This window comes from Paenibacillus sp. EKM301P (genome assembly GCF_011800295.1).
Lineage (GTDB): Bacteria > Bacillota > Bacilli > Paenibacillales > Paenibacillaceae > Paenibacillus > Paenibacillus polymyxa.
Map to the genome: position 1 here is coordinate 1 of NZ_JAALFM010000036.1, position 1,914 is coordinate 1,914.

Annotated in this window: 2 protein-coding genes; both read right to left on the reverse strand. The window is 42.0% G+C overall.

Translation table 11 applies throughout. From position 1 onward, the window contains the following. Positions 1-352: 352 nt before the first annotated feature. Complete coding sequence (locus tag HFD99_RS24680; protein ID WP_019685981.1) at positions 353-700, reverse strand: winged helix-turn-helix transcriptional regulator; 348 nt, start codon at positions 698-700, stop codon at positions 353-355. A gap of 160 nt (positions 701-860) precedes the next feature. Beyond that, positions 861-1,607, reverse strand: coding sequence for an SDR family NAD(P)-dependent oxidoreductase (locus tag HFD99_RS24685; RefSeq protein WP_031462735.1), 747 nt, complete (start codon positions 1,605-1,607; stop codon positions 861-863). Between the last annotated feature and the right edge of the window lie 307 nt (positions 1,608-1,914).

A 1,914-nucleotide genomic window follows, 5' to 3' on the forward strand; every position in this document is an offset into this window, starting at 1 on the left:
TATCTCGCGCTAAACTAAAGGTGAAATCCTGCGAATTCATGAGTTTGAGTGAGAAAACTTAATCATTTCGAGGGAGCGTAATGGGTTCATTGTCATTAGCCTCAACCGCTTACCTGTTTGCTCAGACTCCTGGCAACAGCTGGGGCATGATGCTTTTGCCATAATCCAAGACGTACTTATTAATCTCTGAGACAAGTTTTGTGTCCTTAGTTTTGTAGTTCACCTTGTTAATTACGAAGTAACCTGTACTAGAATATTGCTCATCACTCGAAAACATCAACGTAAAACGATAAAACAAAAAAGCCGCTAAAATAGCGACTTCAAATGGGACTATGCTCTTGTCCCCCGACAGTTAATCCAGATACAAAATCTCAATCTCGCCCGGAGCGAAGGATTGCTCTGCGTAATTCCCCCCCCAATCACAAAGCGATCTCAAAATGGGTTCAAGTGATTGACCCAGTTCCGTCGTTGAATATTCCACCTTAGGCGGTACCTGATTGTACATCTTTCTGCGAATTAATCCGTCTGTTTCCAGTTCCCGAAGAGTTTGAATCAGCATCTTTTGCGATATATTATGAACGAGTCGCTTGAGCTCTCCCGTCCGTTTAGGTCCTTTTATTAAATAGTACAGAACAAGCCCCTTCCACTTTCCTCCGATAACCTCTAATGTAACTTCCAGTTCACAGAAAAATGTTTTCATATCAATGCACCATCTCCCGATCTAAGAATATCCCCTTCATGTATCGCTTGATCCTTCAAGGATCACTGAAGGAAAAATTGAACGTTACATGGAGGGGATAATACAATCGCATTTAAGTTGATTTAAAAATCTTTGTCGTTTGAAAATTATTATGTCCTGGTTAAACTTGAGCTACTCCGCCATCTACGAATAATTCAACGCCGTTCATATAGCTGCTTTCATTAGAGGCTAGGAACATGACAGCATTGGAGATCTCTTCAACCTGCCCCACTCTGCCGAGCGGAATATCATTTTTTGCCTGTTCCAGTAAATGATCTAGTTCAGAGCCAAATAACTCATCGTACGCCGGCGTTACGATTGTTCCCGGACTAAGGATGTTTATACGAATTTCGGTCCCTCTCATATCAAGAATCCAGCTGCGGACGAGCTGTCTGATCGCTGCCTTGGATGCACCATAGATACTAAACGCTGGCATCCCCGTCGAGCCAGCAGTGGATCCCGTTAGAATAATCGAACCTCTTTTATTTGGAAACAAAGCTAATGCCTTTTGTACTGTAAAGATGGTTCCTTTCACGTTGACATCGAAAGTCTTGTAGTAGTGTGCTTCTGTAATTTCTCCTAATGGAAGAAATGACCCTAGTCCGGCATTTGCAAAGAGAATGTCCAAGTGTCCCTTTTCTCGCTTAACTGTTTCGAATAATATATCTAGATCTTCCGATTTAGATATGTCACCTCGGACACCTGTAACATTCTTTCCGATCTGCTTTACTGCTTCATCCAGTTCACGTTGTCTGCGTCCCGTGATAAAAACGTAAGCCCCTTCTTTTACGAACTGTTGTGCCGACGCGAGACCGATGCCGCTTGTACCTCCGGTTACAACTGCTACCTTCCCGTCAAATTTCCCCATTCTATTACACTCCTTTTATAATGATTTATATGGTATAGAATGCTCTGTCTGCTTCATGAACCTCCTATGAACGATAGTATGGGGGAAAAGTTACAAGAAAAACAGTACCCACTTTTTTGTGATATAGTCACCAAAAAGTGATAATTGAGGCGGCACAAGCGTTTGTTTTTACAGCCTAACAGATGGAAGTGAGCTCCATTAATTACTCACCACATGATACCATGTATTTGAACTATCCTGCCCGTTCGTATTATGAGATCAACCAGTTCTTTCTGGTTGATCCTTTTTTCATTTGCATAGAGGATTA